Source organism: Micromonospora sp. WMMD975 (assembly GCF_029581215.1).
Lineage (GTDB): Bacteria > Actinomycetota > Actinomycetes > Mycobacteriales > Micromonosporaceae > Micromonospora.
On record NZ_CP120739.1, the window covers coordinates 3,262,917 to 3,286,094 of the forward strand.

20 protein-coding genes are annotated in these 23,178 nt (G+C 73.0%); 11 read left to right on the plus strand and 9 right to left on the minus strand.

Features of this window, described 5'->3' with window-relative positions:
* Positions 1-162: 162 nt before the first annotated feature.
* The 3 genes from O7613_RS14050 to O7613_RS14060 are packed head-to-tail and all read right to left on the minus strand — an operon-like array spanning position 163 to position 2,704.
* Positions 163-831: a response regulator transcription factor gene (locus O7613_RS14050; protein WP_282294315.1), complete on the minus strand. Its 669-nt coding sequence runs from the start codon at positions 829-831 to the stop codon at positions 163-165.
* On the minus strand, positions 819-1,976 hold the full coding sequence (locus tag O7613_RS14055) for a histidine kinase (RefSeq protein WP_281588006.1): 1,158 nt from the start codon (positions 1,974-1,976) through the stop codon (positions 819-821). Before O7613_RS14055 ends, O7613_RS14050 begins: the two co-directional genes overlap by 13 nt.
* Entirely contained in the window at positions 1,973-2,704 is a 732-nt protein-coding gene (locus O7613_RS14060) for a hypothetical protein (RefSeq protein WP_282294317.1), read from the minus strand. Before O7613_RS14060 ends, O7613_RS14055 begins: the two co-directional genes overlap by 4 nt.
* Positions 2,705-3,144: 440 nt before the next feature.
* On the opposite strand from O7613_RS14060, the gene O7613_RS14065 reads away from it, so the two are divergent.
* The 11 genes from O7613_RS14065 to O7613_RS14115 all read left to right on the plus strand — a co-directional run bounded on the left by O7613_RS14065 (position 3,145) and on the right by O7613_RS14115 (position 16,732).
* Positions 3,145-3,951 carry an ABC transporter ATP-binding protein gene (locus O7613_RS14065; RefSeq protein WP_281588003.1) on the plus strand — a complete coding sequence of 269 codons (807 nt, stop codon included), beginning with the start codon at positions 3,145-3,147 and terminating at the stop codon, positions 3,949-3,951.
* A complete protein-coding gene (locus tag O7613_RS14070; RefSeq protein ID WP_282294318.1) occupies positions 3,948-6,479 on the plus strand; it encodes an FtsX-like permease family protein in 2,532 nt (843 codons plus the stop codon). The genes O7613_RS14065 and O7613_RS14070 overlap by 4 nt, the downstream gene beginning before the upstream one ends.
* A 194-nt stretch (positions 6,480-6,673) precedes the next feature.
* A complete protein-coding gene (locus O7613_RS14075) occupies positions 6,674-7,222 on the plus strand; it encodes a PH domain-containing protein (RefSeq protein ID WP_282294319.1) in 549 nt (182 codons plus the stop codon).
* Positions 7,219-8,946, plus strand: a complete 1,728-nt coding sequence (locus O7613_RS14080) for a PH domain-containing protein (protein ID WP_282294320.1) — start codon at positions 7,219-7,221, stop codon at positions 8,944-8,946. Before O7613_RS14075 ends, O7613_RS14080 begins: the two co-directional genes overlap by 4 nt.
* Complete coding sequence (locus O7613_RS14085; RefSeq protein WP_282294322.1) at positions 8,928-9,923, plus strand: aldo/keto reductase; 996 nt, start codon at positions 8,928-8,930, stop codon at positions 9,921-9,923. The genes O7613_RS14080 and O7613_RS14085 overlap by 19 nt, the downstream gene beginning before the upstream one ends.
* A 30-nt stretch (positions 9,924-9,953) precedes the next feature.
* Positions 9,954-10,511, plus strand: a complete 558-nt coding sequence (locus O7613_RS14090) for a GNAT family protein (protein WP_282294324.1) — start codon at positions 9,954-9,956, stop codon at positions 10,509-10,511.
* Between the two features lie 60 nt (positions 10,512-10,571).
* Positions 10,572-11,579, plus strand: a complete 1,008-nt coding sequence (locus O7613_RS14095; protein WP_282294326.1) for an NAD-dependent epimerase/dehydratase — start codon at positions 10,572-10,574, stop codon at positions 11,577-11,579.
* 14 nt (positions 11,580-11,593) lie between these two features.
* Positions 11,594-12,874, plus strand: coding sequence for an activator-dependent family glycosyltransferase (locus O7613_RS14100; RefSeq protein WP_282294328.1), 1,281 nt, complete (start codon positions 11,594-11,596; stop codon positions 12,872-12,874).
* Between the two features lie 12 nt (positions 12,875-12,886).
* Positions 12,887-14,158 carry an activator-dependent family glycosyltransferase gene (locus O7613_RS14105; RefSeq protein WP_282294330.1) on the plus strand — a complete coding sequence of 424 codons (1,272 nt, stop codon included), beginning with the start codon at positions 12,887-12,889 and terminating at the stop codon, positions 14,156-14,158.
* A gap of 18 nt (positions 14,159-14,176) precedes the next feature.
* Positions 14,177-15,448, plus strand: a complete 1,272-nt coding sequence (locus O7613_RS14110; protein ID WP_281587989.1) for an activator-dependent family glycosyltransferase — start codon at positions 14,177-14,179, stop codon at positions 15,446-15,448.
* An 18-nt stretch (positions 15,449-15,466) separates the two neighbouring features.
* The gene (locus tag O7613_RS14115; RefSeq protein WP_282294333.1) at positions 15,467-16,732 is read left to right on the plus strand and encodes an activator-dependent family glycosyltransferase; all 1,266 of its coding nucleotides are present in this window, start codon (positions 15,467-15,469) and stop codon (positions 16,730-16,732) included.
* A gap of 67 nt (positions 16,733-16,799) precedes the next feature.
* Here the strand turns inward: O7613_RS14115 and O7613_RS14120 are convergent, their stop codons facing one another.
* The 6 genes from O7613_RS14120 to O7613_RS14145 are packed head-to-tail and all read right to left on the minus strand — an operon-like array spanning position 16,800 to position 23,177.
* The gene (locus O7613_RS14120) at positions 16,800-17,660 is read right to left on the minus strand and encodes a methyltransferase domain-containing protein (protein WP_282294335.1); all 861 of its coding nucleotides are present in this window, start codon (positions 17,658-17,660) and stop codon (positions 16,800-16,802) included.
* Positions 17,657-19,216, minus strand: a complete 1,560-nt coding sequence (locus tag O7613_RS14125) for an aromatic amino acid ammonia-lyase (RefSeq protein ID WP_282294532.1) — start codon at positions 19,214-19,216, stop codon at positions 17,657-17,659. The genes O7613_RS14120 and O7613_RS14125 overlap by 4 nt, the downstream gene beginning before the upstream one ends.
* Before the next feature lie 2 nt (positions 19,217-19,218).
* Positions 19,219-20,343 (minus strand): class I adenylate-forming enzyme family protein, encoded by a 1,125-nt coding sequence (locus O7613_RS14130; protein ID WP_282294337.1) that lies wholly within the window; start codon positions 20,341-20,343, stop codon positions 19,219-19,221.
* A gap of 58 nt (positions 20,344-20,401) precedes the next feature.
* Entirely contained in the window at positions 20,402-21,274 is an 873-nt protein-coding gene (gene rfbA, locus O7613_RS14135; RefSeq protein WP_281587982.1) for a glucose-1-phosphate thymidylyltransferase RfbA, read from the minus strand.
* The gene (locus O7613_RS14140) at positions 21,271-22,656 is read right to left on the minus strand and encodes a cation:proton antiporter (RefSeq protein WP_282294340.1); all 1,386 of its coding nucleotides are present in this window, start codon (positions 22,654-22,656) and stop codon (positions 21,271-21,273) included. The genes rfbA and O7613_RS14140 overlap by 4 nt, the downstream gene beginning before the upstream one ends.
* Entirely contained in the window at positions 22,653-23,177 is a 525-nt protein-coding gene (locus O7613_RS14145; protein WP_281587978.1) for a flavin reductase family protein, read from the minus strand. Before O7613_RS14145 ends, O7613_RS14140 begins: the two co-directional genes overlap by 4 nt.
* Position 23,178 lies beyond the last annotated feature (1 nt).

Sequence of the window (23,178 nt, forward strand, 5' to 3'; positions counted from 1 at the left end):
ACGGCCTATGTGATGTGTTCATCGAATTAGCCATTCCCGTTCCCCCGTCATAAAAATGCTCCGACGTGAACCAGGCCGGAAGTATGCCGGAGGCGAACTTGACTCGTCTACACGACGTCTAAACGCCAGATTGATACAAAGTGGTGAACTTGTGTAGACGGCTCAGTCGCGCGCTTCGTGCACCAGGATCGCCACCTGCACCCGGTTGGCGCAGCCCAGCTTCGTCATCAGCCGCGAGACGTACGTCTTCACCGTCGCCACGCTCATGAACAACTCGCCGCTGATCTCCGCGTTGGACTTGCCGGCGGCCACCGACCGGGCCACCTCCCGCTCCCGGTCGGTCAGCCCCTCGATCGCCCGACGCGCGGCGTTCACCCGGACCTGCTGCTCGTCCTGGTCCTCCACCCGCACCACGTAGTCGATGAGCCGTCCCACCACCGCCGGCGAGAGCATCGACTCCCCCGCCGCCACCGCCCGGACCGAATCCTGGATCTGTCCGGGCGGCATGTCCTTGAGCAGGAAGCCGTTCGCGCCGGCCCGCAGCGCGCGCAGGATGTGGTCGTCGGTGTCGAAGGTGGTCAACACGATCACCGCGGGTGGCTGCGCCAGCGCCCGCACCTCGGCCGTGGCGGAGAGCCCGTCCAGACCGGGCATCCGGATGTCCATCAGCACCACGTCCGGACGCAGGGCCCGCACCGCGGTCACCGCGTCGGCGCCGTCCGCTGCCTCGCCGACCACCTCGATGTCGGCCGCGGCGCCCAGCACCGCGCAGAGTCCCGCCCGCACCAACGCGTTGTCGTCGACCACCAGAACTCTGATCACGTCGGCCACGGTAGCCAGGCTTCCAGTTGGAAGACCACGCCGCCCTCCGGGACACGCTGCACGCCGTACGAGAGGCGACCGCCGGCCAGCTCGACCCGCTCGGCGAGGCCGAGCAGGCCGGAGTGGCTGCCCGGAACCCCGGTCCCGGGCCCGCTGACCAACGGGTTGCGCAGCCGCACCCACAGCTCGCCGGTCCCGGAGCGGTCCACCAGCACGTCCACCGGCGCACCCGGGGCGTGCTTGCGCGCGTTGGTCAGGCCCTCCTGCACGAGCCGGTAGACCGTCCGTCCGACCACGTCGGACGGCTCCCCGGTGACCCGCCGGTCGACGTGCACGACGGCGCCGACGCTGCGGCCCTCGGCGAAGAGCCGGTCCAGGTCGGCCAGGCCGGGCTGCGGGCGCAGGCCGACCCCGTCACCGCCGGCCCGCAGCACGTCCAGGATCCCCCGCAGGTCCTCCAGCGCGTCGTGCGACTGCTGCCAGATCGCCGCCGCCGCCCCGGTCACCTCGGCCGGCAGGTCGGTCCGGACCTCCAGGGCGCTGGCCTGCAGGCTGACCAGCGAGATCCGGTGGGCCAGCACGTCGTGCATCTCGCCGGCGATGCGGTGCCGCTCCTGCACGCGCAGGCGCTCGGCCCGCTCGTTCGCCTCGGCCTCGGCGCGCTCGGCCCGCTCGCGCAGCACCCCGATCGCCTCCCGCCGGATCCGGGCGGTGCTGCCCGCCACCAGCGCGACCAGGATCAACGCCAGGTAGAGCACGTTGGCGCCGAAGGCGCTCAGGTCCGGGGCGGGCCGCATCACCGAGTAGGGGACGTAGACCAGCAGACCGACGCCGACGGTTGTCGCGGCGACGGACCAGCTACGGTGCGCGCTCACCGTCCAGACCGCGACCAGGACCGCGACGACGGCCAGGTCGGTGCCGGCCAGCACCAGCGTGAGCAGCACGGCGACGGCCACCGGGAAGCGGCGGCGCCACCACAGCGCCACCGCGCCGAGCACGGCCAGACCCAGCGCCGCGACCAGCGCGTCCCCGGCCAACCGCCCGCTCTCCTCGGCCTCACCGGCGATGACCAGGGCGGCGAGCGCGGCAGCCGCCACGAGACCGAGGTCGACGAGGCGGCTGCGCACCGGTCCGCTCAGGCGGGGACGGATCACGACTTGACGAGCGGACGCCAGAACTGCCGCGTGCCCTCGTCACGCACCACGTACCCCATCTTCTCCAACGTCGCGGCCAGGCTGCGGACCTCCGGCTGGGCCTTGGTCCGCAGCGCCGACTGCCGGGCCGCGAGCACGTCGTCGGCCGTCTCGGGCAGCTCCGCGGAGCCGGCGCTCCACGGCTTGAACAGGTCGGCGTACGGGTCGCTGTCGTGCCACGGGTAGCCGTGCCGGCGGAAGCCCTCGGCGAGGGTCGACCGCGACGCCTCGTGGGTGTCGCGCAGCACCTGGCGGGAGCGCTGGTCGAGGACCACCAGCTTCTTGCCGTCGAGGAAGACCGCGGACACGTCGTCGCGGGCGAACGTGCGGACCTGGTCGTCCTTCTCCACCCGCATGTCGGCGTCGCTGACGGTTACCCGCATCGACTCGCGCGCCGCGGTGAACACCACCACCAGCGCCAGCAGGAGCCAGATGGTCAGGTTCACCGCGATCTCCCACGGCTTGTCGATCGCGCCGACGAACCGGAACACCGGCTTGAACGGCAGCGCCGTGTCCCAGCTCAACGCCCAGCGGGCCAGCGCCGGCAGCCCCAGGCCCAGCAGCAGGACCAGCACCGGGATGCCGACGAACATCACCAGGCGGTCGGCGAACGGCACCGCCAGCACGGTTTTCCCGGCGGCGGCGTCCGAACCCGACCGAGGGCCTTCGCGGAACTCCTTGGTGGCCATGAGGTACACCTTCCGACTCGTTCGGGCGCCCCGCACGCGGCCCGGCTGGATCCCTACGCTAATTGCCCGACAATGGACGGCGCCAGTCACCGAAGGTCGTTGCCGCAGCGGTCACCCGAATCGCCGCGGCACCCCGTCGAAAGCACCCCTGTGCTGCGCTTTTCCGCACCCGGCCGGGCGCGTGCGGTCGACACCGCCGGCACCGGCGGAATACTTTCGGCTAATCCCTTGTCAACTTCGGGCGCTAAAGCCCGCGTGCGCGTTCCGCGTCCTCGTGGACCCGCCCCGGCGGTGAAATACTCGGGCCGGACGAGTGGCGCGCCGATTCGCTTTTCGCCTCGACGACGGCGACACCGCCACAGCTCGCGGAAAACCCGTGACCGCCGATCCGTTCCGTTGCCAGGGCGCGACCACGCGCCCGCCAGTGACAGGGAGCCGTCATGACCAGCAACACCGCCGTGCCCGACACCGGCACCGCCGATCCCGAGACCGGCGAGGCCGCCGCCCGCACCGAGGAGATCACCAAGGTGTACGGCACGGGCGACGCCCGGGTCGTCGCCCTGGACGCGGTGTCCCTGACCATTCCCCAGGGCCGGTTCACCGGCATCATGGGGCCCTCCGGCTCCGGCAAGTCGACGCTGATGCACTGCCTCGCCGGGCTCGACGTGGTCGACTCCGGTCGCATCCTGATCGGCGACCAGGACGTCACCCGGCTCAACGACAAGCAGCTCACGGCGCTGCGCCGGGACCGGGTCGGGTTCATCTTCCAGTCGTTCAACCTGATCCCCACGCTCACCGCGCTGGAGAACATCGTCCTGCCGCTGCGCATCGCCGGCCGTCAGCCGGACCAGCAGTGGCTGGACAAGGTGGTGGACACCGTCGGCCTGCGCGACCGGCTGCACCACCGGCCGACACAGCTCTCCGGCGGCCAGCAGCAGCGCGTCGCGTGCGCCCGGGCCCTGGTCAGCAAGCCGGACGTGATCTTCGCCGACGAGCCGACCGGCAACCTGGACTCGCGGTCCGGCGCGGAGGTCCTCGCCTTCCTCCGCGACTCCGCGCGCACCACCGGCCAGACCATCGTCATGGTCACGCACGACCCGGTGGCCGCCGGCTACACCGACAACGTGGTGTTCCTCGCCGACGGCCGGGTCGTGGACCGGATGGTCGACCCGACCGCCGACCGGGTCCTGGACCGGATGAAGCGCCTGGAGCACGCGCCCGCCGGCCGCGAGGAGCTGGCCCGATGATGGCGAGACTCGCGCTGCGCAACCTGTCCGCGCACCGGCTGCGGCTGCTGTTCACCGCGGTCGCGGTGGTGCTCGGCGTCTCGTTCGCCGCCGGCACCATGATCTTCCGGGACACCGCGTCCCGCGCGTTCGAGGACGCCTTCGGCGACCGCTCGCAGGCCCGGGAGGTGTCCGTCGCGCCCAAGCAGCCGTTCACCGGCGAGGGCGCCCAGCCACGGCTGATCGACGCCGCGACGGTGGAGTCGCTCAAGGGCAAGGTGCCCGGCGCCGACCAGTTCCGCAGCGTCGTCGAGGGCTACGCGGTGGTGATCGACCGGAACGGCGAGGTGGTCGGCGGCGACGGCGTGGCACATCGGGGCCGCGCGTACGTCGAGGGCGGGCCGGAGTCGAAGATGCGCATCCTCACCGGTCGGGCCCCGACCGCGGAGAACGACCTCGTGGTGGAGGAACAGACCGCGGCCGAGGGCGGCATCACCGTCGGCGACTCCGTGCCGGTGGTGACCCGCAGCGGCCAGCGCACGATGACCGTGGTGGGCGTGTTCACCCTGGGCGAGGAGCGCATCGGCGACGTCGTCACCTACGTCGGCTTCTCCCCCGCCGTGGCCGAACAACTGCTCACCCGCCCCGGGCACTACTCGGCCGTCTGGGTGCGGCCCAAGGCGGGCGTCTCTCAGGAGCAACTGGCCACCCAGCTCACCGCCGCCCTGCCGGCCGACTACGAGGTGAGCACCGCGCAGCAACTGGTGGCGGACGCGCGGGAGCGGATCAAGTCCTTCTTCGGCCTGCTGAGCGCGTTCCTGCTCGCCTTCGCGGGCGTCTCCGTCCTGGTCGGCTCCTTCATCATCTTCAACACGTTCACCATGCTCGTCGCGCAGCGCACCCGGGAGATGGCGCTGCTGCGGGCGGTCGGCGCCAGCCGGCGGCAGGTGACCCGGGCGGTGATCGTCGAGGCCCTCGTCGTCGGCGTCGTCGGGTCCACCGGCGGCATCGGCGTCGGCGTCGGCATCGCGCTCGCGCTGCAGGCCCTGTTCTCGCGGTTCGGCACGGAGCTGCCGAGCGGCTCGCCCGTCGTCACGCCGGCGACCGTGCTGTGGGCGTACGCCATCGGCACGCTCGTCACCGTGGCCGCCGCCTACCTGCCGGCCCGCCGGGCGGCGCGGATCCCCCCGATCGCCGCGCTGCGCGACGAGGTGGCGCTGCCCACCCGCTCGCACCGGATCCGGCTGGTGTTCGGGGTGCTGGTGGCCAGCATCGGCGGGCTGATCGTGGCCCTGTCGTTCGGGTCGAAGCGCGACGAGGCGCCGATCCTGCTGGCCCTCGGTGGCATCCTGCTGCTGTTCGCCCTCGTCCTGCTCGGGCCGGTGCTCAGCCGCCCGGTGGTCCGGCTGGTCGGCTGGCCGATCGCCCGGCTGGGCGGCACCGCCGGGCAACTCAGCCGGCGCAACGCGTACCGTGATCCGCGCCGGACGGCGGCGACCGCCTCGGCCCTGATGATCGGGCTGGCCATGGTGTCGGTCGCCACGGTCGTGTCCAGCTCGCTGAGCGCCTCCGCCGACCGCCGGCTCGACCGCGAGTTCGGCGCCGACTTCTCGCTCGACTCCCGCGGCCTGACCGGGTTCGGCCCGCAGGCCGCCGACCAGGTCGCCGCCGTGCCCGGGGTGCGTGCGGTCACGCCGGTGCGGCTGGGCACCATGCGCATCGACGAGCAGGAGGCGCCGGTCACCGTGGCCGACCCCGCCGCGCTCGTCACGCCGGTCAACCTGCGGATCGAGACCGGCCGGGCGACGCTCGGCGCCGACGAGATCCTGGTCGAACGCAGCGCCGCCGACGAGCTGGGGCTGGAGGTGGGCAGCACGACGCCGGCGCAGTATCCGGACGGCGCCCGCGTCACGCTGCGGGTGGTCGGCATCTTCGCCGACAACCAGGTCCTCGACCGGCCGTACCTGGTCGGCACCGCCGGCTACCTGGCGCACTCCGACACCGACCAGCTGCAACGCGCGTACGTCGACGTGGACGACGCGCAGCAGGCCGCCGCCACCGAGCGGATCAGGTCGGTGCTGCGCGCCTACCCGGCGGTGCAGCTGCGGGACCGGCAGGACGCCAAAGACGACGCCCGCGCCGAGATCGAGCAGGTGCTCAACGCCATCCTGGCGCTGCTGGTGCTGTCCATCCTGGTCGCCGCGATCGGCATCGTGAACACGCTCGGGCTGTCGGTGGTGGAACGGACCCGGGAGATCGGCCTGCTGCGCGCCGTCGGCATGGGCCGCGGCCAGGTCCGGGCGATGATCCGCTACGAGTCGGTCGTCATCGCGCTGTTCGGCACCGCGCTGGGCCTGGCCCTCGGGGTCGGCCTCGGCGTCGCCGCGCAGCGCGCGTTGTCGTCGAACGGCATCGAGGTGCTCGACCTCTCCGTCGGCCGGTTGGCGCTCTACCTGCTCGCCGCGATCGGCATCGGCGTGCTGGCCGCGCTCTGGCCGGCCTGGCGGGCGGCGCGGATGAACGTGCTGGACGCCATCTCCCAGCGCTGATCGACCCGGCTGCGGCCGGCGCCGTCGTCCCGCCAGCGAGACAACGGCGCCGGCCGCGACGGCCGGGCACACTTGACGGCCCGCGCCGTATGCGTAAATCTGCACCGAGCCTGGCCGCGCCATTTCGCGTCGGCGCCGGCTCTCTTTTTCACCGTTGATTCACCGAGGCCATCGTGGCGCACCGGAGATCAGTGATGCAGCCTTACCCGAATACCGAGAAATTGCGTCCGCCGACCGAAACGACAGCCCGCCCCGCGCGGCTGAAACTCCGCCCGCCCCGCAATCGCATCGAGAAGAGAGCAATCGTTCTCTGGATGCTGCACGCCGCGCTCACCGCCATTGTGGTGCTCGGTGGATGCGGCATCGCCTATGCGACGGCGGAATCGTCGCGGCCCTATCTGGGTCCGGTCATCGCGGTGCTCGCGGCCTTCTACGTCGTCTACATCCCGCTCATGCCGACCTGGCGTTATCTGGTGCACCGGTGGGAGGTCACCGACGAGGCCGTGTACGCCCTGAGCGGCTGGTTCGAGCGCGAGTGGCGCATCGTCCCGATCTCGCGGATCCAGAGCATCAACACCGTCAAGGGGCCGCTGCAGCAACTGCTCCGCGTGGCCACCATCCGGGTCACCACGGCGTCGCGCGAGGGCAGCATCTCCATTCGGGGCCTGGACGCCGAGGTCGCCGAGACCGCCGCGCACCGGCTCACCGAGATCACCGAGTTGACGCCCGGGGACGCGACATGAGCGGTTCCCCGACCGCGGTGACCGCGCCGGAGCCGGCCGTGCCGGCGGGCCCGACGGATCCGGCGGGCCCGGGGGTGGAAACGGCGGCGGAGTCGCCCGCCGAGGCGCCGTGGCGCCGGCTCGACCGACGGGTGATCTGGCTGGACCTGGTCATGTTCCTGCTCTCGCTCACTCCGTCGTTCGTGGCGCTCGTCGTGCTGGACGTGGACTTCTCCGACGGCGCGTTCGGCATCTGGCCGCTGGCGGTGGCGACCTTCCTCGGCGTGACCGGCGCCGTCCGCGACCTGTTGCGGTGGATGAAGACCCGCTACCGGATCACCGACGAGCGGGTGGAGCTGCGCGTCGGCTGGTTGCACCGCAGATACCGCTACGTGCCCCGCGACCGCGTCCGCAGCGTCGACGCCACCGCCCGGCTCCGGCACCGCCTCGCCGGGCTGCGCATCGTGCACATCGGCACCGGCGAGGCCCAGCCGGCGCTGCGGCTCAACGCCGTGTCGGTGGCGGCCGTGGCCGGTTTCCGCCGGGAGCTGCTGGTGGCGACCGGCACCCGCCCCACCGCAGCCGACACCGCCGACACCGCCGACGCAGCGGACGGCGCCGACGCGCCGGTCGCTGCCACCCCGGAGACCCCGATCGCCGAACTGCGCTGGTCGTGGCTGCTCTACAACCTGGTCAACATCTGGGCCTTCCTGGCCGCGGGTTTCCTGCTCTGGTCGCTGTTCTGGCTCCTGCAACTGGTCAACGTCGACCTGCGCGACGTCGTCGGCGGGCTCGTCGACTGGCAGGAACTGGGCAACGGCTGGTCCGCCGTCATCATCATGGCCGGGTCGTTCCTGCTGGGCGTGATCGGACTCGGTATCGGCTTCGTCACCGAGAACTGGAACTTCCGGCTGGTGCGGGTCACCACCGAGAACGGCACCGCGCTGCTGACCCGGCGCGGGTTGACCCAGACCCGGGAGATCTACCGCGACGACCGGCGACTGCGCGGCGTACACACGAGCGAGCCGCTGTTCTGGCGGTGGCTCGGCCTCGCCGAGACCGAGGTGGTCTCCACCGGGCTGGCCGGTTGGACCGCCGGGCAGGAGTCGGCGAGCGTCATCCTGCCGCGTACCCGGATCGGGTACGCCCGGCGGGTGGCCGCCGACGTCCTCGCCGACGGGGTCCGCCCGCTGGACGCCCCCACCCGGGCGCACGCGCGGGCGGCGCTGTACCGGCGGCTGCTCTGGGCGGTCGGGCTCCCGGGCGGCCTCGCCGCCGCGCTGGCCTGGCTCGCCCCGACCAGTACGGTGCCCGACCGGCTCTGGCTGTACGCCCTGGCGGCGACGCCGGTCACCCTCGTGCTGGCGGTGATCGCCTACCGGTCGCTGGGCCACACGCTCGTCGAGCCGTACGTGGTCACCCGCTACGGGCTGGCCCGGCGCTACACCACGGCGTTGCAGCGGCGCGCCGTGATCGGGTGGAAGTTCCGGCAGTCGCTGCTGCAGCGGATTTTCGGCCTGACCACCCTGGGCATCGCCACGGCCGCCGGCGCCCGTCACTACGAGGTGCCGGACCTCGGCGCGGCCCAGGCGGTCGCGTTCGCCCACGAGACCACTCCGGACCTGCTGGCCGCCTTCGTGGTCCGGACCGAGCCGACGCCCGTCGCGGCAGCCGAGGACCCGCAAACCCCGGCCGTCGCGCCGGGCAGTGAAGGGTGGGAGCAGGAATGCGACAGACCGAGCTAGCGCCGGGGCTCACGTCCAGCGCCATCGGCCTGGGGTGCAGCTCCATGTCGCACGGCTACAGCCCGGGCGAGCGGGACGACCGGGAGTCCGCGCGGGTCATCGCGCGCGCCGTCGACCTGGGCGTCACGTTGTTCGACACCGCCGACGTCTACGGGCCGTTCCGCAACGAGGAGCTGCTCGGCGCGACCCTGCGGCCGTACCGGGACCGGGTCCGCATCACCACGAAGTGCGGCCTGACCGCCGGGCCGGACGGGCGGTTCCGGCGCAACGGCCGGCCCGACTACCTGCGCTCGGCGTGCGAAGGGTCGCTGCGCCGCCTGCAGGTGGAGGCGATCGACGTCTACCAGCTGCACCGGGTCGACCCGGCCGTGCCGCTGGCCGAGACGTGGGGCGCGCTGGGCGCGCTCGTCGCCGAGGGCAAGGTACGCCACCTGGGCATCTCCCATGCCACAGTGGAGGAACTGGACCTGGTGCACGCGGTGTGCCCGCTGAGCGTGGTGCAGTACGAGCTGTCGGTCTGGTGCGCCCAGTCGTTGCAGGACGTGATCCCGTGGTGCCGGCGCAACGGGGTGGGCTTCCTCGCCTTCGCGCCGCTCGGCCGCGGCTACCTGTCCGGCACGGTGCGGCCCAGTTCGCTCAGCGACGGTGACTCCCGGGTCCGCGACCCGCGTTTCCAGCCCACCGCGATGCGGGCGAACCAGGCCATCGTCGACGGGCTGACGGCCGTCGGCGCCCGCCACGGCGTCACCGCGGCCCAGGTGGCGATCGCCTGGACGCTGGCGTTGGGCGAGGGCATCGTGCCGATCCCGGGCACCCGCCACCGCCGCTGGCTGGAGGACAACGTCGCCGCCGCGCACCTGCGCCTGACCGGCGACGACCTGCGGGACATCGCCGCGTTGCCGGCCGCCACCGGCCGCATGCGCTGGGACGACGACAGGTACGCCGACCGGACCCGGCCGGCGGTCACCACCGGCTGACCCGCCGACGAACAGAGAGGGATCGACTCCGTGATCTTCCCGCACACCGAGTCCCGCCGGATCGCGCTCCAGCCGGCCAGCACCGGCGACTCGTCGCTGTTCATGCAGACCCTGCTGCGTACCGGGTTGGAGAGCTTCCGGCCGGCCGCGTCGACGGTCGGCATGTTCAAGATCCTCAACGCCGCGTTCCTGGTGCTCAACCGCAGCAGCGACGACGTGCTCGGCTTCGCCACCCTGCACGGCCTGGACCCGGCCGGGCACCTGCGGTGCGGCATCTACCTGGACCCGCCGAAGACCCGCTTCGGCATCGGCGCCGAGGCCACCAACCTGCTGCTCAACTACGCGTTCGCCTGCTTCAACATCGACCGGGTCGTCGCACAGACCACCGAGGCCAGCTTCGACGCGTTCGGCCTCGGCCACGGCGACGGACGCGAGCGGCAGGTGCTGGCCGAACACCTGTGGTTCCGCGGCCAGCTGTGGGATCTGCACACCTTCCAGATCCGGCGCGACGAGTGGGAGGAGCACATCGACCTCCGGCTCGACGGCATCCTGCCGGCCCCGCTCAACTGGCGTACCGCCCCGCGGTGACCACCGCCGGCCCGCGCCGCCCGATCGTTCGCACCACCACGCGACCCGAAGGAGCTTGCCGTGTCAGGTGAGGCATCGAAACAACTGGTCACCGTGCTCGGCGCCTCCGGCCTGCTCGGCACGGCCATCACCCGGCAGCTGGCCCGGCGTCCGGTCCGGCTGCGGCTCGTCGGCCGGCGCTGCCCGGTGGCGCCGGCCGGGCACCGGGGCGAGGTCGAGACGCGGGCGGTCGACCTGACCGAACCGGGCGCCGTCGCGGACGCGGTGGCCGGCGCGGACGTGGTCGTCCACCTGGTGGCCCACATGGGCGGCGCCGGCACCTGGCGGGTGGCCGCCACCGACCCGACCGCCGAACGGGTCAACCTGGGCCTGGTGCACGATCTGATCGACGCGGTCCGCGCGCAGCGGCCCCACACCCCGCCGGTGGTGCTGTTCGCCGGGTCGATGTCGCAGGCCGGTCAGAGCGCCGGTCGGCTCGACGGCACCGAGCCGGACCGCCCGCTGACCGCCTACGACCGGCACAAGCTGGCCGCCGAGCAGGCGATCGAGGAAGCCCACCGGGAGGGGCTGCTGCGCGGCGCGACCCTGCGCCTGGCCACGCTCTACAGCCAGGGCAGCGACGCGAGCGCCCTCGACCGGGGCGTGGTGGCCTCGATGACCCGCCGCGCGTTCGCCGGCCAACCGTTGACCATGTGGCACGACGGCAGCGTGACGCGCGACCTGCTCTGCGTCGACGACGCCGCCGCCGCGTTCCTCGCCGCGATGGACCGCCCGGAGCCGGTCGTCGGGCGGCACTGGCTCGTCGGCACCGGCGAGGCCACGAGCGTCGCCGAGCTGTTCCGGGCGATCGCCGCGGCGGTGGCCCGGCAGAGCGGCCGGGACCGGGTGCCGGTGGTGTCGGTGCCGCCGGCCGAGCACTCCATGCCGACCGACCTGCTCGACTTCGTGCTCGACCCGTCCGCCTTCCAGCGGGCCACCGGCTGGCGACCGGCCGTCGCGTTGCCCGACGGGCTGCGCGGCATGGCCGCCGCCGTCGGGCGGGAACTCGCCGCCGCCGACGCGGCGTGACGGGGGCGTCCGCGATGCGCGTCCTCTTCGTCACCTACGCCGAACGGACGCACTTCCTGGCGATGGCGCCGCTCGCCTGGGCGCTGCGCACCGCCGGCCACGAGGTGCGGTTCGCCAGCCAGCCCGCGTTCGTCGACGAGATCACCCAGGCCGGGTTGACCGCCGTGCCGGTGGGCCGCTACCGCGATCCCGCGCGGGCGCTCGAACTCACCCCCGGGTGGCAGACCGCCGGGCGGGCGGGACTGCCCCGCCCGTACGACGTGGCGCAGCGACACCCGGACGACGTCAGCTGGCCGTACCTGCGCGACGAGTTCGCCCGGCAGGTCAAGGACTGGCACAAGTACGAGAACGTGCCGATGATCCCGGACCTGGTGGCGTTCGCCCGGGCCTGGCGGCCGGACCTGGTGATCTGGGAGCCGACCACCTACGCCGGGCCGATCGCGGCGAAGGCGTGCGGCGCCCGGCACGGCCGGGTCATGTTCAGCCTCGACATCTACGGCGTCACCCGCGACCACTACCGCCGCCTGCGGGCCCAGCAGCCGCCACACGACCGGGGCGACGCGCTGGCCGAGTGGCTGGACGCCTACGCCCGCCACCACGGCGGGGAGTTCACCGAGGACATGATCACCGGCGAGTTCACCATCGACCAGTTCCCGCGCTCGTTGCGGATGGAGGCGGACCTGACCTACCTGCCGATGCGCTACGTGCCCTACGGCGGGCCGGCCGTCGTGCCGCAGTGGCTCCGGGCCGCCCCCCGGCGACCCCGGGTGGCGATCACCATGGGTCTGGTCGCCACCGAACGCTTCGACGGCTACGCGGTGAACCTCCAGGACATCCTCGACTCGCTGGCCGACCTGGAGATCGAAGTCGTCGCGACCGTCGCCGAGGCGGAGCAGCGGCGGCTGGCCCGGATCCCGGACAACGCCCGGCTGGTGCCGTTCGTGCCGCTGCACGCGCTGGTTCCCACCTGCGCCGCGGTGATCCACCACGGCGGGTTCGGCACGCTCTCCACCACCGCGCTGCACGCGGTGCCGCAGCTGGTCCTCCCGCTGCACTTCGACGAGCCGGCCCTGGCCGAGGGGCTGGCCCGGCAGGGCTGCGCCATCCACCTGCCGGCCGAGCGGGCCACCGGACCGGCGGTCCGGGAGGCCCTGCTGCGTCTGCTGGGCGAGCCCGCCTTCGCCGACGGCGCGCACCGGATGCGCGAGCAGATGCGGGCGCTGCCCACCCCCAACGAGATGGCCCGCCGGCTGGCGGCGATGACCGCCGACCGCCGACCGGTCACCACCGGCTGAGAGGAGACCGACGTGCGCGTGCTGTTCGCGGTCAACCCGGAGAAGACCATCTTCCAGTACCTGGTGCCGATGGCGTGGGCGCTGCGGACCGCCGGCCACGAGGTGCGCGTCGCCAGCCAGCCGGCCTTCGCGCAGGTCATCACCCAGGCCGGGCTGACCGCCGTGCCGATGGGCAGCGACCGCAACCCGTGGCGGGTGACCACCCATCGCCGGCACACGCGGGAGTCGATGCGCGCGGGCTTCATGGTCCCCTACGACGCGTTCGACGACCCGGCCAAGGCGACCTGGGACCACCTGTCGAGCGGGTACGCCGAGGCGATCCGGATGTGGCACAAGCCGCAGAACTTCCCGATGATCGCGGCGTTGGTGGAGTACGCCCGCTACTGGAAACCGGACCTGGTCATCTGGGAACCCATGACCTTCGCCGGATCCATCGCCGCCAAAGCCTGCGGCGCCGCCCACGCCCGCCTCCTGTTCGGCCTCGACGTCTTCGGCGGCGTCCGCCAAACCTTCCTCGACCTACACCGCCAACAACCCCCCGACCACGCCACCGACCCCCTCATGACCTGGTTCGACGGCTACGCCCGCCGCTACGGCTTCGACCTCACCGAAGACCTCGCCACCGGCCACTTCACCATCGACCAGTTCCCCGCCACCCTCCAGACCGAAGCACCCGGCCTGCACTACCTCCGCATGCAATACATCCCCTACGGCGGCCCCGCCACCATCCCCGAATGGCTCACCAAACCACCCACCCGACCCCGCGTCGCCCTCACCATGGGCCTCAGCGCCACCGAAATCTACGACGGCTACACCCTCGACATCGGCGACCTCATCCACACCCTCGCCGAACTCGACATCGAACTCGTCGCCACCATCGCCGAACACGAACAACCCGCCCTCGGCACCCTGCCACCCAACGTCCGCGTCGTCCCCTACGTCCCCTGGCACGCCCTCGCCCCCACCTGCGCCGCCGTCATCCACCACGCCGGCGCCGCCACCCTCGCCACCACCAGCCGCCACCCCGTCCCCCAACTCGCCCTGCACTACCACTTCGACCAACCCCAACTCGCCCACAAACTCGCCACCCACGGCGCCGGCCTGCAAATCCACACCAGCAACGCCACCGGACCCACCGTCCGCGACGCCGTCCACCGCCTCCTCACCGAACCCCACTTCCACACCCGCGCCACCGACCTCGCCCACGAAATCACCACCCTCCCCTCCCCCAACCAGATCGTCCCCCACCTCGAAACCCTCACCGCCCACCACCACACCCCCTGACCCACCAGGAGAACACCCATGCGCGTCCTGTTCGCGGTCAACCCGGAGAAGAGCATCTTCCAGTACCTGGTGCCGATGGCGTGGGCGCTGCGGACCGCCGGCCACGAGGTGCACGTCGCCGGCCGACCCGCCTTCGCGAAGATCGTCATGCAGGCCGGGCTGACCGCCGTGCCGATCGGTCACGACCGGGACAACTGGCGGGTGGCGAAGATGGCCCCGGACGCCCACGCCAAGGTGCGGGCCGGCATCCCCGCGCCCTACGACGCGTTCGACGACCCGGCGAAACAGACGTGGGACTACCTGGCACCCGGGCTGGCGCAGGCGGTGTCCGGCTGGCACCGCGGCAGCAACTTCCCCATGATCGCGGCGTTGGTCGACTACGCCCGCTACTGGAAACCGGACCTGGTCATCTGGGAACCCATGACCTTCGCCGGATCCATCGCCGCCAAAGCCTGCGGCGCCGCCCACGCCCGCCTCCTGTTCGGCCTCGACGTCTTCGGCGGCGTCCGCCAAACCTTCCTCGACCTACACCGCCAACAACCCCCCGACCACGCCACCGACCCCCTCATGACCTGGTTCGACGGCTACGCCCGCCGCTACGGCTTCGACCTCACCGAAGACCTCGCCACCGGCCACTTCACCATCGACCAGTTCCCCGCCACCCTCCAGACCGAAGCACCCGGCCTGCACTACCTCCGCATGCAATACATCCCCTACGGCGGCCCCGCCACCATCCCCGAATGGCTCACCAAACCACCCACCCGACCCCGCGTCGCCCTCACCATGGGCCTCAGCGCCACCGAAATCTACGACGGCTACACCCTCGACATCGGCGACCTCATCCACACCCTCGCCGAACTCGACATCGAACTCGTCGCCACCATCGCCGAACACGAACAACCCGCCCTCGGCACCCTGCCACCCAACGTCCGCGTCGTCCCCTACGTCCCCTGGCACGCCCTCGCCCCCACCTGCGCCGCCGTCATCCACCACGCCGGCGCCGCCACCCTCGCCACCACCAGCCGCCACCCCGTCCCCCAACTCGCCCTGCACTACCACTTCGACCAACCCCAACTCGCCCACAAACTCGCCACCCACGGCGCCGGCCTGCAAATCCACACCAGCAACGCCACCGGACCCACCGTCCGCGACGCCGTCCACCGCCTCCTCACCGAACCCCACTTCCACACCCGCGCCACCGACCTCGCCCACGAAATCACCACCCTCCCCTCCCCCAACCAGATCGTCCCCCACCTCGAAACCCTCACCGCCCACCACCACACCCCCTGACCCACCAGGAGAACACCCATGCGCGTCCTGCTGTGCACGCTCCCGCAACGCACGCACTTCCTGAAGATGGTGCCGCTGGCGTGGGCGTTGCGGACCGCCGGCCACGAGGTCCGGGTCGCCAGCCTGCCCCGGCTCACCGACCTGATCACCGACGCCGGCCTGACCGCGGTGCCGGTCGGGCGGGACGTCGACGTCGAGCGGATGGACCGCCCGGAGGACCGGGCACAGTGGCGGCGCGGGCTGCCCAAGCCGTACGACCTCGCCGAGGTCGGCGCGGAGAACGTCGACTGGGCCGAGTTGACCGAGTCGCACCGGGCCTTCACCCAGTGGGGCCACCGCCTGCACAACCAGCCGATGGTGGCCGACCTGGTGCGCCTCGCGCAGCAGTGGCGCCCCGACCTGGTCCTGTGGGAGCCGAACACGTTCGCCGGCGCGATCGCCGCGAAGGCGTGCGGCGCGGCGCACGGGCGCCTGCTGTTCACCATGGACGTGTACGGCGTGACGCACGCCCACATCCGCCAGGTCAACAGCCGGCTCGTCCCGCCGGAGCGGGACGACGCGCTCGCCGAGTGGCTCGAGTCCTACGCCCGGCGGTACGGCTTCGCGTTCACCGAGGACCTGGTGTCCGGCCAGTTCACCGTCGACCAGTTGAGCCCGTCGCTGCGGATCGGGGCGCCGCTGCACTACGTGCCGATGCGCCACATCCCCTACGGCGGTCGCGCCGTCGTACCGTCGTGGGTGTGGGCGCCGCGGTCACGGCCGCGGGTGGCGCTGACCCTGGGCCTGAGCGCCACCGACCACTTCGACGGCTACACGCTCAACGTCGCCGACGTGCTCGACTCCCTCGCCGACCTGGACGTCGAGGTGGTCGCCACCATCGCCGCGGCCGAGCAGCCGAAGCTGCCCCGGGTGCCGGACAACGTCCGGGTGGTCGACTACGTGCCGCTGCACGCGCTGGCGCCGACCTGCGCCGCGGTCGTCAACCACGGCGGGTTCGGGACGTTGAGCACGGTCGCGCGGTACGGCGTACCGCAGCTGGTCCTGCCGTTCCACTTCGAGGGCCCGCTGCTGGCCGGCAAGCTGGCCGCGCACGGCGCCGGCCTGGTGGTCCACCCCGGCGCCGCCACCGGCGCGACCGTCCGGGAGCAGCTCGGGCGCCTGCTGGACGAGCCGGTCTTCCGGGAGCGGGCCGAGGCCCTGCGGGCGGAGATCGAGGCGTTGCCCACGCCCAACGAGGTCGCCGGGCAACTGGTCGAGCTGACCGCCAAGTACCGGGCCGACTGACCGCACCGCACGCGACGGGGCGCCCGTGCCGGCCGGCACGGGCGCCCCGTCGCGTGGGTGGGACCGGTCAGGGAGCGTCCGGCCGGTGCGCCACCACCACGACCACGCCCTCGCTGACGTGGTCGGGCTCGACGTCCCAGCCGTCGTCGACCGGGTCGGCCACCAGGCGGGCCAGGTCCTCGGGCAGGTCGTCGTGGGTCTTGGCGTACTCGTGCATGGCCATGTGCGTCTGCTGGTAGGTGCGCATGGTCTGCGCGGTGATGTCGACGATCTCGTCGAGCACCAGACCGGCCTCCGCGACGAAACGCGGATAGTCCTCGACCCGCACCAGGGGCGCGGCCCGCCACGCGGCCAGCGCCTCCGCCACCGCCTGGCGGGTCTCCTCGTCCTGCTCGATGATCTCCCCGCGCAGGACGAAGTCGGTGAGCGCCAGCCGGCCGCCCGGGCGCAGCACCCGGGCCGCCTGCGTCAACGCCCGCGTCCGGTCCGGGATGTGCACGATCGACTCCAGCATCAGCACCGCGTCGAAGGAGTCCGGCGGAAACGGCAGCGCGGTGGCGTCCGCCACCTGGAACACGGCGTGGTCGGCGACCCCCTCGGCGTGGGCACGCTCGTTGGCCAGCTCGACGTCGCGGGTGCTGACCGAGATGCCGACCAGGTCGGCGCCGGTGCGGCGGACCAGGTGCACCCCGGGCTTGCCCGGGCCGCAGCCGACGTCGAGCACCCGGTCGCCGGCGCCCGGCGCCAGCTTGTCGATGAGCAGGTCGGTCAGGCGCTGGCCGGCCACCTCGAAGCTGCTGTCGTCGTCCGGCCCGGTCCAGTAGCCGTAGTGCATGTTGCCGCCCTGGAACCGGGTGATGAGCAGGTTGGCCCGGTCGTAGAACGCGCCGACCTCCTCCGGCGTCGGCAGCACGAAGTCGGTGCTCATCGCGCCCCTTCCGGCCGGTCGACGAGCAGTTGCGCCGCGTGCCGCCGCATCAGGTCGCGGGCCGCGCGCACCTCCGGGCCCATCGGCCGGTCCTCCGCCAGCGGCGGCGACACGCGGGCCAACTCGGCCCAGACGCCGTCGACGTCGGGGCCCGGCTGCGTCATCGCGGTCAGCTGGGCCACGCCCAGGGCGAGCGAGCCGACCGTCAGCCAGGCCAGGTCGAGCGCCTCGGACACGCCGTTCGCGCCGTTGAGCGCCATCGGCACGTGGTCCTGGTTCCACCCGTTGGTGGGCAGCGTGGTCAGCGACGCCGGATAGACCAGCTGCCGGATCCGGGAGATGAACGAGGTGGCGCTGATCTGCACGCCCGCCAGGCCGCAGCCACGGCCGGCGCGGGGGGTGAGCATCGGCGGCAGGTCGCCGTTGGTGACCGGGTTGACGATCAGCCCGAGTTGCCGCTCCGCCAGGTACGCCGCCATGTGCACGGCGAGCCCGAGCTGGTCGGAGGCGAAGCCCACCGGCATGGCGTGGAAGTTGCCCGCGTGCAGCACCCGCCCCTGCACCGTGATCGGGTTGTCGGTGCAGCCGCGCGCCTCCCGGGCGAGCAGGTCCGCGGCGCCGGACACCTGGTCCAGGACCGCGCCGAGCACCTGCGGCGCGCAGCGCAGGCTGTACGGCTCCTGAAGTGGCCGGCTCGGGTCGCGGCGGGCGTCCGCCGGCATGGCCCCGGTGATCCAGCGGGCCACGGTGATCTGCCCGGCCTGCCCGCGGGCGAACCCCACCCCGTCGTCGTAGTGCTCCGGATTCGCGCCCAGCAGGGTCGCGAGCCGGGCCGACAGCGCCGCCACCGCCCGCACCAGTTGCAGCGCCGAGCGGTGGTTGAGGATGGACAGGGCCAGGCCGACGCCGGTGCCGTTGACGAACGCGAGCGCCTCGCGCACCGGCCACCGCACCGGCTCGGCGCCGATCGCGGCAAGCGCCTCGGCGGCCGGCCGGACCACCCAGTCGCCGCGCTCCCGCACCCACGCCTCGCCGTGACCGGTGCAGGCGAGCGCCGCGTGGGCCAGCGGCTGGAGGTCGCCGCTCGCGCTCACCGTGCCGTCGCGCGGGATGCACGGCGTGAAGCCGGCGTTCCACAGGTCGGCGATACGCTGCCAGAACTCCGGCGACACCGCCGAGAATCCCTTGCGCATGCTGGCCAGCCGCAGCCACAGCACCAGCCGGCTCACCTCCGGGGCCAGCGGCTGGCCCTGGCCGGTGCCCAGGTGCGAGATCAGCGAGGTGCCCTGCTCCATCTCGGACTCCGCCGCGTAGAGCACGAGCGGGCCGAACCCCTGGGTGAGTCCGTAGATCGGCTCCCCGGCGGCCAGGTGCTTGTCGATCGTGGCGGCGCTGGACTCCATCCGGGCCACGTCGGCGTCGTCGCACGGCGGCAGGGTGGCGTCCCAGTCGGCGGCGCCGGTGATCGCCGCCAGGTACGCCGTGCCGTCCCCGGCGGGCATCGGCGCGCCGTGGTCGCCGTCCAAGGCGGCGCTTGTCGAACTGTGGGCGATCATGGTCACGTCGCTACCTCCGCGTCGGCGGTGATTGTCGGCTGGCGGTACCGCAGCTTGCCGGTCTCGGACCGGTCGATCCCGGGCACCAGATGAACCTTGCGGGGACGCATCCCCATGGCGGCGAACCCGGCGGCGAGGTCGAGGTCGGCGAGCGTCCGCCCGGGCGCGACGACCAGCAGGTCGACGTGCTCGCCGATCACCGGGTCGGCCACCGGCACTAGCGCCAGGTCGGCGCAGTCGATCGCGGCGCGCAGCACCCGTTCCCGGTCGTCGAGGTTGACCCGGCGGCCGTTCACCTTCACCAGCCGGCTGCTGCGGCCGACCAGGTCGAAGGTCCGCTCGTCGCGGCGCCGGACCAGGTCGCCGGTGCTGGCCTGCCGGGGCGGCGCCGCACCCGGCCGGTACGCCAGGCGGGGGCTGCGTACGACGAGCGGGCTGTCCTCCCCCGACCCGGCGCCCTCGGGTCGGTCCGCGAACGTGACGTCCGGGAAGAGCGTCCACGGGCCGGGCGCGCCGGTGGCCCACCGGCGGGTGGCGATCCCGCCGGTCTCGGTCGAGCCGAGGATCTCCACCACGCCCAGTCGGTCCCCGCCCACCTCGGCCCGGAGCTGACCGGCGGTGTCCGGCAGCATGGCGCTGCTGTGCAGCACGGTCACCCGCTCGAAGCGGCGCACCCAGTCGAGGTGCTGCAACAGCAGGGTGAAGATCCACGGCGTGGCGACCACGAGCACCCGCGACGACTCCACCTCGGGCATCGGCCCGAAGAACGACTTGCGGTACCAGACCGGCGCGCCGAGGCGGGCCGGCAGCAACAACGTGGCCAGCGCGCCGTAGATGTGCACCGGTGGCACGAACGACACCACCGCGCCGGGCCGGTCCTCGGCGACCAGGTCGGCGAGCAGGCCCGCCTCCCGCCAGGCCGCCTCGCGGCCACGCCGCCAGCAGAGGCTCTCCCCGGTGCTGCCGGAGGTGTGGAAGTCGAGGTCCGGCGCCATGTGGCCGCGCACCAGCTCCGCCGGGTCGCCGGCCACGCGGTCCCACCGGACCCGCCAGGCCCCCTCGGTCACCTCGCGGTCCGCCGGGCCCCGGGCCAGCAGGCTCGCCGGCGCGACGTCGACGTAGCTCATCGGCCGGCCCGCGTCCGGCCGAGGGCGTACCGGAACACCGCCGCGCGTGGCACGCCGCTCATCCGACCGTCTCCGCGAGTTCCAGCAGGTACCGCCCGTAGTCGGAGTTGCGGGCCTCCACCCCGAGCCGGTGGCACGCCTCCGCGTCGATGTAGCCCATCCGCAGGGCGATCTCCTCCAGGCACGCCACCCGCACGCCCTGGCGCTTCTCGATCACCTGCACGTACTGGCTGGCGGCGAGCATCGAGTCGTGCGTGCCGGCGTCCAGCCAGGTGAAGCCGCGCCCGAGGCGTTGCAGCCGGGCCCGGCCCTGCTTGAGGTAGGCCAGGTTGACGTCGGTGATCTCCAGCTCGCCCCGGGGCGAGGGCACCAGCTCGCGGGCGATCTCGACGACGTCGGAGTCGTAGAAATACAGCCCGGTGATCGCGTTGTCCGACCGCGGGTGGGCCGGCTTCTCCTCGATCGAGACCAGGGCGCCGGACGCGTCGACCTCGCCGATGCCGTAGCGGTAGGGGTCGGACACCGGGTAGCCGAACAGCATGCAGCCGTCCAGTTCCTCCCGTGAGGAGCGCAGCAGCTGCGGGAACCCCGCGCCGTGGAAGATGTTGTCGCCGAGGACGAGCGCGCACGGCTCGCCGGCGATGTGGTCGGCGCCGATCAGGAACGCCTCGGCGATGCCCCGCGGCTCCTGCTGCTCGGCGTAGGTGATGTGCAGGCCCAGGTGCGAGCCGTCGCCGAACAACGCCCGCAGCGCCGGGATGCTGGGCGGGTTGGAGATGATCAGGATGTCGCGGATGCCGGCCAGCATCAGCACCGACATCGGGTAGTAGACCATCGGCTTGTCGTAGACCGCGAGCAGTTGCTTGGACGTCGCCAGGGTGAGCGGGTAGAGCCGGGTTCCGCTCCCGCCGGCGAGCACTATTCCATTCATCGACTTGTCCGTTCGTGGAGTCGGTCAGAGAGGGCGGCCGGATCGGCCGACGCGGCGTCGTCGCGGGCCAGCGCGCGGACCAGCGGCGCCGTCATCGCGGTGGTCACCACGGCGGTGAGCACCAGGATGGTGAAGCCGAGCTCGTTGACCAGGCCGGAGCGCAGGCCGATGCTGGCGACGACCAGCTCGGTGACGCCCCGGCAGTTCATCAGCACGCCGACCCGTACCGCGTCGCGTGCCGGCAGGCCGGCGAGCCGGGCGCCGCCGCCGGCGCCGGCCACCTTCGTCACCGTCGCGACCGCGAGCACGCCGAGGAAGAGCAGCCAGTGGCCGGGGTCGCCGCCGAGCAGGCCCACCGAGGCGGCCAGGCCGACCCCGGCGAAGAACAGGGGCAGCAGGATCGTCAGGGTGAAGCCCTGGAGCTGGTGGTTGATCCGCTCCACCACCGGCGACCGACGCGGCACCGCGACGCCGAAGAGGAAGGCGCCGACGAACGGGTGCAGGCCGACCAGCTGGGTCAGCGCCGCGAACGCGATGGCGCCGACGACCAGGACGACGACGAGCATCCGCTCGGAGCCGGCGCGCCGCACGATCGCCGCCAGCACCGGCCGCAGGCAGAGGAAGAGCACGAGCACCAGGGCGAGATGGACCGCCACCCCGGTCACCGACCGCACGTCGGCCCCGGAGGTCGCCGCCGCGAGGATCACCGTCAGCGCCAGCCAGGCGACGCCGTCGCCGACCGCCGCCGCCGACAGGGCCAGCGCTCCGGTGCGGCTGCGGTCCAGTCGCAGGTCGACCAGGATGCGGGCCAGTACGGGCAGCGCGGTGACGGCGAGCGCGAGGCCGAGGAAGAGCGCGTACGCCGGCACCGGCGCGCCGGCACCGCGCAGCACCGGCTCGGCCGCGAGGGCCAGGCCGAAGCCCGCGACGACCGGCAGGCCCATGCCGCCGAGCACCACCAGGCCGATGGCGCGTGGCCGCCGCGCCCCGCCGGTGCGCAGCTCGCAGCCGAGCAGGAACATGAACACGACCAGACCGAGCTGGGCCATCCGGTCCAGGTTGACAAGCACGTCCGGTGGGAAGAGCCACCGGTGCAGGCCGGGGCTGAGCAGACCCACCGCCGACGGGCCGAGCAGCAGGCCGCCGAGGATCTCGCCGAGCACCGCGGGCTGCCCCAGCCGGCGCATCAGCTCGCCGAGCAGGTGGCAGCCGGCGAGGATCACGGCGACGGCGAGCAGGAACCGGGTGAGCGGGTCGACCGGCCCGACGTCGACCAGGTCGGTGCCCCACAGCGCCCCGATGCCGGCGAGCACCGCGGCCCCGGCGGCGACGACCAGCCGGCCCCGCCGGCCGCCCCCGACGGTCTGCGCGCCGTCGCTCACCGGGCCTCCAGGTAGGAGCGGCGGCCGTAGAGCAGCGGGCGGCCCTCGCCGCCGGTGGCCTCGACCACCCGACCGAAGACGACGACGTGGTCGCCGACGGTCCGCAGGTCGACCACGTCGCACTCGGCGGCGGCGAACGCGTCCTCGGCCAGCCAGGGCAGCGCGCGCCGCGGCGACAACCGCCACGCCACCGCGCCGAAGCGGTCCGGCCGCGGCGCGGCGAACAGCTCCGCCGTCTGCCGGGCCGCGGCGTGCAGCAGGTTGACCATGAAGCTGTCGCGCTCACGGATGGCCGCCAGGGTGCCGCTGCACGTGTCGAGGCAGACCAGCAGCGTGGGCGGGTCCATCGTCACGCTGGCCAACGAGTTGCAGGTCAGCCCGTGCGGCTGGTCGTCGGCGCCGGTCGAGGTGACGACCGCGACGCCGGTGACGTAGCCGCGCATGAAGGTGCGGAACCCGTGCGGCGGGCCCGGGTGGCCGGGCTGCGCCGCCGACACGTCGTCGGACGAAAGGGTGGTCATC

Bases quoted from the DNA above. Each gene is read 5' to 3' on its own strand.
- O7613_RS14060 (WP_282294317.1), bottom strand. From the start codon at position 2,704: ATGGCCACCAAGGAGTTCCGCGAAGGCCCTCGGTCGGGTTCGGACGCC.
- O7613_RS14065 (WP_281588003.1), top strand. From the start codon at position 3,145: ATGACCAGCAACACCGCCGTGCCCGACACCGGCACCGCCGATCCCGAG.
- O7613_RS14125 (WP_282294532.1), bottom strand. From the start codon at position 19,216: ATGATCGCCCACAGTTCGACAAGCGCCGCCTTGGACGGCGACCACGGC.
- rfbA (WP_281587982.1), bottom strand. From the start codon at position 21,274: ATGAATGGAATAGTGCTCGCCGGCGGGAGCGGAACCCGGCTCTACCCG.
- O7613_RS14110 (WP_281587989.1), top strand. From the start codon at position 14,177: ATGCGCGTCCTGTTCGCGGTCAACCCGGAGAAGAGCATCTTCCAGTAC.
- O7613_RS14145 (WP_281587978.1), bottom strand. From the start codon at position 23,177: ATGACCACCCTTTCGTCCGACGACGTGTCGGCGGCGCAGCCCGGCCAC.
- O7613_RS14120 (WP_282294335.1), bottom strand. From the start codon at position 17,660: ATGAGCACCGACTTCGTGCTGCCGACGCCGGAGGAGGTCGGCGCGTTC.
- O7613_RS14115 (WP_282294333.1), top strand. From the start codon at position 15,467: ATGCGCGTCCTGCTGTGCACGCTCCCGCAACGCACGCACTTCCTGAAG.
- O7613_RS14080 (WP_282294320.1), top strand. From the start codon at position 7,219: ATGAGCGGTTCCCCGACCGCGGTGACCGCGCCGGAGCCGGCCGTGCCG.
- O7613_RS14075 (WP_282294319.1), top strand. From the start codon at position 6,674: ATGCAGCCTTACCCGAATACCGAGAAATTGCGTCCGCCGACCGAAACG.
- O7613_RS14085 (WP_282294322.1), top strand. From the start codon at position 8,928: ATGCGACAGACCGAGCTAGCGCCGGGGCTCACGTCCAGCGCCATCGGC.
- O7613_RS14130 (WP_282294337.1), bottom strand. From the start codon at position 20,343: ATGAGCTACGTCGACGTCGCGCCGGCGAGCCTGCTGGCCCGGGGCCCG.
- O7613_RS14070 (WP_282294318.1), top strand. From the start codon at position 3,948: ATGATGGCGAGACTCGCGCTGCGCAACCTGTCCGCGCACCGGCTGCGG.
- O7613_RS14100 (WP_282294328.1), top strand. From the start codon at position 11,594: ATGCGCGTCCTCTTCGTCACCTACGCCGAACGGACGCACTTCCTGGCG.